The 6,739-nt window shown below is 51.5% G+C and carries 2 protein-coding genes; both read left to right on the top strand.

What is annotated here, in order from left to right; all coding sequences use genetic code 11:
• The first annotated feature begins 351 nt into the window (after positions 1 to 351).
• Positions 352 to 3,987 carry an exodeoxyribonuclease V subunit beta gene (gene recB, locus HMPREF3066_RS07970; RefSeq protein WP_070441898.1) on the top strand — a complete coding sequence of 1,212 codons (3,636 nt, stop codon included), beginning with the start codon at positions 352 to 354 and terminating at the stop codon, positions 3,985 to 3,987.
• A gap of 891 nt (positions 3,988 to 4,878) precedes the next feature.
• Positions 4,879 to 6,672 carry a 2-isopropylmalate synthase gene (locus HMPREF3066_RS07965; RefSeq protein ID WP_045072598.1) on the top strand — a complete coding sequence of 598 codons (1,794 nt, stop codon included), beginning with the start codon at positions 4,879 to 4,881 and terminating at the stop codon, positions 6,670 to 6,672.
• Positions 6,673 to 6,739 lie beyond the last annotated feature (67 nt).

The raw sequence follows: 6,739 nt of genomic DNA, 5'->3' as shown, positions 1-6,739 counted from the left end.
TGTCGGGGGAAAAGGAATTTTGCAAAGGTCTCAACCTGTGGTGTAAACAACGCGACGATTTCCTACACGTAAACGCCGCACCGCCTTGTCCATATTGCAGAAAAAATTACTGATGCCTAAATCCTGTCCTGATGAAAACAAACATGGGCGGATCAATAGCGAACAAAAATGTGCCAAAAAATTTTCAATAGACTAAAACCTTTCTGATCTTGAATAAGAAGTAGGAAAAATCAGAAAAGTTTTCATTTTGAAATAAGTATAAAATTTTAATAACTTATATTATTGTATAGGTTTCAGCGAGCTGATTCTTATCTCCTATCCCGTTATTCCTTAACTCATCCTCCTTTTATCATGTCAATCACCATTCCAGCCTTCGATCCCCTAAGCATCCCTATAGCAGGTACCAATCTGATTGAAGCTTCTGCCGGCACGGGCAAAACCTACGGCATTGCGGCTTTGTTCACGCGTTTGGTCGTGCTTGAGCAGATGCCTGTCGAAAGCATTTTGACCGTTACTTTTACCAAGGCGGCAACGGCGGAATTGAAAACCCGTTTGCGCGCCCGTTTGGACGAAGTATTGCAGGCTTTGGAGAGCGTGGAGGATACGGACAATCTTTCAGACGACCTCGCAGCATACTGCCGAGACAATCATCCGGGCGATGTGTTTCTGACCGGTTTGCTCAAACAGGCATTGGCTCAAGAAAGTCGAGCGCGGCTGATTGTCCGCCTCAAGGCTGCCATCGGGCAATTCGACAACGCCGCGATTTATACCATTCACGGCTTCTGCCAACGCATTTTGCGCGATTATGCGTTTTTGTGCCGCGCGCCTATGGATGTCGAGTTGACCGAAAACAGCCGTGACCGCCTGCTGATTCCCGCTCAAGATTTTTGGCGCGACCGCATCGTCAATCATCCCGTTTTGGCGAAGCTGGTATTCCAACGCCGCCAAACGCCGCAAACCATGCTGGCGGCAATACAAAAGTTCGTCAGCCGTCCGTATTTGGTTTTCAGACGACCCGAAGCAGACTTAATCGCCGCGCAGGAAAACTTTCGGAAAACATGGGAAAAAGTGCGTTCCAAACTGGATGCTTTGGAAGAAACATTCTGGCGCATCCGTCCGATATTAAATGGCAACTCATACCAAGAAAAAACATTCAAGACCGTCTTTCTCGAACTCCAATCCGCCTCCCAATCCGATGCCCTTCCTTCTTTTAGCAAAACGACGGCAGAAAAGCTGCCCATGTTTGCCGCAGAAGCCTTAGAGTCCAAAGTCAAAAAAGGCAATACTCCCGATGCTGCCGCCTTTGCCGATTTGCAGATATTGGCGAATCTCGGCGCAGATTCGGCTGCCATGGCGCAAGCCGAAGAAGAGACGCTTACCCTGCTCCACCTCGACCTGCTCGACCATCTTAATGCCAGTCTGAGCGAGCAGAAAAAATCCAAACGCGAACGCGGTTTCGACGATTTACTGCTTGATGTTTATGACGCATTGACCGACAACCCGCAGGCAGATTCATTGGCTCAGGCGGTGGCGCAAAACTGGCGCATCGCCTTGATTGACGAATTTCAAGACACCGACCCGCTGCAATACGAGATTTTCCGAAAAATCTTTATCAGCCAAAACAAGCCCTTATTCCTAGTCGGAGACCCGAAACAAGCCATTTACAGCTTTCGCGGCGCCGACATTTACGCCTATCTGCAAGCCGCAGCAGACGCGCAACACAGCTACACGCTGGCGACCAATTACCGCAGCCATGCCAAGCTGATTAACGGCATAGGCGCATTGTTCCGCTGCAAAAACCGCCCTTTCGTCTTGGACGGCATAGACTATACCGAAGTCGGCGCCGCACGTTCCGAAAGCCGGCTTTCGCCGCCCCGCACCGCCATACAGATACGCTGGCTCAACGGCAAAGACGACGAAGTGCTCAACAAAGACATCTTGCGTCGCCGTGCCTCCGAATATTGCGCCGACGAAATCGCCCACACGCTCAACGAAGCTGCCGAGGGTCGTCTGAAATTCAAAGACAGGCCGGTCATTTCAGGCGATATTGCCGTCTTGGTCAGGACGTTTAACGAAGGCGTGATGGTGGCAAAAGCGCTGAAAACGCGCGGCATACAAAGCGTTTTGCTCTCAAGAGAATCGGTTTTCACCACGCCCGAAGCCCTCGCCCTTGCCGCGCTGTTGGATTATTGGCTCAATCCCGGACAAATCGGCTCGCTGCGCTTCGTCTTATCCGGCACATTGTTCGGCTACGACGCGCAAGCCCTGTATCAACTCAACCGCAACGAAGCCGAATTATTAAACTGGATAAACACCTCCGCCGAATCCGTTGCCATTTGGCGGAAAAGCGGGATTTATGCCGCGCTGCAACACTTCTCCTCGTTGCACGGCATCGAAACCGGATTACTTGCACGCGGCGACGAGCGCGGCCTCACCAATTTCCATCAGCTTTTAGAGTGCCTCTCCGAAGAAGAGGGACAAAGCCTCAGCCCCGCCGCCCTACATCAATGGCTCAACGACCAAATCAGCCTGGCGCAAGACCGCTCTGTCGGCGAATCAGGACTGTTACGGCTTGAAAGCGACGAAGCACTGGTCAAAATCGTTACCATGCATGCCTCCAAAGGTTTGCAATATTCTTTGGTCTATTGCCCTTTCGTTTGGGACGCGAAAGACATGAAGCCCGCCGATTGGCAAATCCTCCACACCGCCGACCACACCACGGAACTGCTTGCCAAATCGCAACTCAACGATGAAGACCGAACCCACCTTGCCGACGAAGAAATGGCGGAACGCCTGCGCCTGCTGTACGTCGCGCTGACCCGCGCTGAAGAGCAGCTCGTCCTCTATGCCGCCCATTGCGGTGATACCGCCGATTCCCCTTTTGCCTACCTGCTTGAAGGCAGCGCCGACAGCAATCGGGTGTCTACCCACCAAGCTTATGAACAAGAACGCAAAGCAAACAAAGCCGTAGGCGAGCTGCAAATGCTGAAAAACAACTGGCTGCGTTTCCTCAAAAATCCCCCCGAACATACCGACTTCAGCTTTTCCGAAGACGCGCCGCAACCCGCAGCCGCGCAAAACCGCCAACTTTCAGACGACCTCTATCAAGCCGCCGTTATCCCCGCCCGCGGATTTCAGTTCATCCGGCATACCAGCTTTACCGGCCTCAGCCGCCAAGTCAAAACCCGAGACGACGAGCGCGAAGAATTACAACCCGCACTCGACCCCGCAGAAACCGCCGCCGAAACAGAAAGGTCGTCTGAAACCGCCCTCCCCGTTTCAGACGACCTCCCAAACACCGACATCCACCATTTCCCGCGCGGCGCCAACGCCGGCGTCTGCCTGCATGAAATGTTGGAAAAATTCGACTTTGCCCAAAGCGCCGAAAGCCAAAGCAGCCTGATAGCCGAAACCTTAACCCGCTACGGCTTCGACCTGCTCTGGACAGATGCCGTCAAACAAATGCTCGACACCTGCCGCAAAACACGCCTTGTTGCACAAAGCCTGTCTGAAATTCCACCCGAGCGCCGCCTTCCGGAAATGGGGTTCACCCTCTACACCGAAGACTTCAAACTCCATGACCTACGCCGCTGGTTTGCCCGCAAAAACAGCTCACTGCCGCCGGAATGTATCGAAGCCGCAGAAAGATTGGATTTCCAAGATGTACAAGGTTTTCTCAACGGCTTCATCGACATGGTCTGCCAAGATTCAGACGACCTTGTGTGCATCATCGATTACAAATCCAACCATCTGGGCGACAACGCCGAAGCCTATACGCAACAAGCCATGAACGACGCCGTAGCAGACCACCATTACTACCTGCAAGCGCTCATCTACGCCATCGCCGTAGCCCGCTATTTCAAACTGCGCGGCAAGCCGTTACCCAAACTCGCCATCCGATACCTCTTCCTGCGCGGATTGGACGGCACGGACAACGGCATCTGGCAATGGGACTTGGATACCGAATCCTTGGCACAATGGCTGTAAATGGAATGAAAAAGGTCGTCTGAAAATATATAGTGGATTAAAAATCAGGACAAGGCGACGAAGCCACAGACAGTACAGATAGTACGGAACCGATTCACTTGGTGCTTCAGCACCTTAGAGAATCGTTCTCTTTGAGCTAAGGCGAGGCAACGCCATACTGGTTTAAAGTTAATCCACTATACGTGCAAGCGTTTTCAGACGACCTTTGCTTTGTATTCATGCAATAAACCAGCACCTGTTTATTGTCTGTGGTTTCCCAGCATTGTTTACAGTCTTCGAAAGACAATACTGTCATGAAGATCCATAAAAATACCCACCTCATTTCTCACCAACGCCAAGCCGTTTAGCGAGCCTATATATAGGATAAAATCACCGTTACTTTTCTAATCCGACTATACCAAGTTAACAGGGTAACCATCTACTGTATCCTCAAGGCATACGGCTGTAAATGCTCTCACCGAAAACAGCACCAACAATCGTTTCAAACGAACAAAATACGGTATAAAACGGTTGGCCAAAGTTGATAAAGCCATCAGCAAAATAGTTCATTTTGATACCAAACAGCTGTATTTATTGCAAAACCAAAAGCCAACCGACCAAAGGGATTACCTATTTTTCGTCATTGGTGATTATTCCCATAAACTGCATCCAGCTATTTTGCCTGAACATACCGCAACTAGCGCAGCCAACTTACTTTTGCACAATGTCATTGAATGCTGTATGAGCAACTACTCTTCACTCTATAAAAATTAGACAAAATGTATAAAATAATTTCAATATTAAAATGTGAGGCATTATTTTTAGAAAAATAGATTGTCGTTTTGTCTAAAATGCGTATAATCCCCTTCCAAAGCAAACCATAATTTCGATAAAGTTTGGACAAGGAACATCATGCAATTAGACATTGACCGCTTAGTTGCTTATTTCGGCGGCGTGAATGCACTTGCCGAAGCGTTGAAACAGCACGATCCCGAAAATGCCGCAACAACCGCTGCCATCTATAAATGGCGCACGCGCGGGTCGCTGCCTTTGGCGCAACTACAAAAGCTGACCGCGCTGGCGGAAGCGCAAGGCAGGCCGCTGGATTTGAATGCTTTTTTACAAAAAAACGAATCTCTGGAGAGAACAGAAATGACACAGACCAACCGCGTAATTATTTTCGACACCACCATGCGCGACGGCGAGCAGTCGCCCGGTGCATCCATGACCAAAGAGGAGAAAATCCGCATTGCCCGCCAGTTGGAGAAAATGGGCGTGGATGTGATTGAGGCGGGTTTTGCCGCCGCCAGCCCGGGCGATTTCGAGTCGGTCAATGCGATTGCCAAAATCATCACCAAATCCACAGTCTGCTCGTTGGCGCGTGCCGTTGAAAACGATGTGCGCAAAGCGGGTGAAGCCGTTTCCCCCGCGCCGAAAAAACGCATCCATACCTTCATCGCCACCAGCCCCATCCACATGGAGCACAAACTGAAAATGAAGCCGCAGCAGGTCATCGATGCGGCGGTCAAAGCAGTGAAAATCGCCAAAGAATACACCGACGATGTGGAATTTTCCGCCGAAGACGCCGTGCGTTCGGATTTGGACTTCCTCGCCAAAATCTTTACGGCGGTTATCGAAGCGGGCGCGACCACCATCAATATTCCCGATACTGTCGGCTACTCCATCCCTTCCGTGTGGTACGAGCGTATCAGCAACATCATCAAAAGCGTGCCCAACGGCGACAAAGTAGTCTGGTCGACCCACTGCCACAACGACTTGGGGATGGCGGTTGCCAACTCGCTGGCCGCCGTTCAAGCAGGCGTGCGCCAAGTGGAATGCACCATTAACGGTTTGGGCGAACGTGCAGGCAATGCCAGCCTTGAAGAAATCGTGATGGCGTTGAAAGTGCGCCACGATCTTTTCGGCTTGGAAACCGGCATCGACACCACGCAAATTGTGCCGGTATCCAAACTGGTGTCCACCATTACCGGCTATCCGATTCAGCCCAATAAGGCAGTGGTCGGCGCAAACGCCTTTGCACACGAATCAGGCATCCATCAGGACGGCGTGTTGAAACACCCCGAAACCTATGAAATCATGACTGCCGAATCGGTCGGCTGGTCAACCAACCGCCTGACCTTGGGCAAATTGTCCGGCCGCAGCGCGTTCCGCAGCAAACTGGCGGATTTGGGCATTGAGTTGGAAAGCGAAGAGGCGCTGAACGCCGCGTTCGCCCGCTTCAAAGAACTCGCCGACAAAAAACGTGAAATCTTCGATGAAGACCTGCACGCGTTGGTGTCCGACGAAATGGGCAGCATGAACGCCGAAAGCTACAAATTCATCTCCCAAAAAATCAGCACCGAAACCGGCGAAGAGCCGCGCGCCGACATCGTGTTCAGCATCAAAGGCGAAGAAAAACGCGCTTCGGCCAGCGGCTCCGGCCCTGTCGATGCGATTTTCAAAGCGATTGAGAGCGTAGCGCAAAGCGGCGCGACTTTGCAGATTTATTCCGTCAACGCCGTAACGCAAGGCACAGAAAGCCAAGGCGAAACCAGCGTCCGTCTGGCGCGCGGCAACCGCGTCGTCAACGGTCAGGGCGCGGATACCGACGTTTTGGTCGCCACCGCCAAAGCCTACCTCTCCGCCTTGAGCAAACTGGAATTCGGTGCCGCCAAACCGAAAGCACAAGGCAGCGGTACGATTTGAGCTTAAATGGCTTGATTTGAATTTAAAAAGCAAAGAGGTCGTCTGAAAACTGAACTGCACCCCAAAA

It is taken from the genome of Neisseria sp. HMSC03D10, assembly GCF_001807625.1.
Lineage (GTDB): Bacteria > Pseudomonadota > Gammaproteobacteria > Burkholderiales > Neisseriaceae > Neisseria > Neisseria mucosa.
Note: the sequence above shows the minus strand (reverse complement) of the source record. Positions and strands in the feature narration are given on the sequence as shown.

Coding starts and splice junctions, on each gene's coding strand:
- recB (WP_070441898.1), top strand. CDS start 352: ATGTCAATCACCATTCCAGCCTTCGATCCCCTAAGCATCCCTATAGCA.
- HMPREF3066_RS07965 (WP_045072598.1), top strand. CDS start 4,879: ATGCAATTAGACATTGACCGCTTAGTTGCTTATTTCGGCGGCGTGAAT.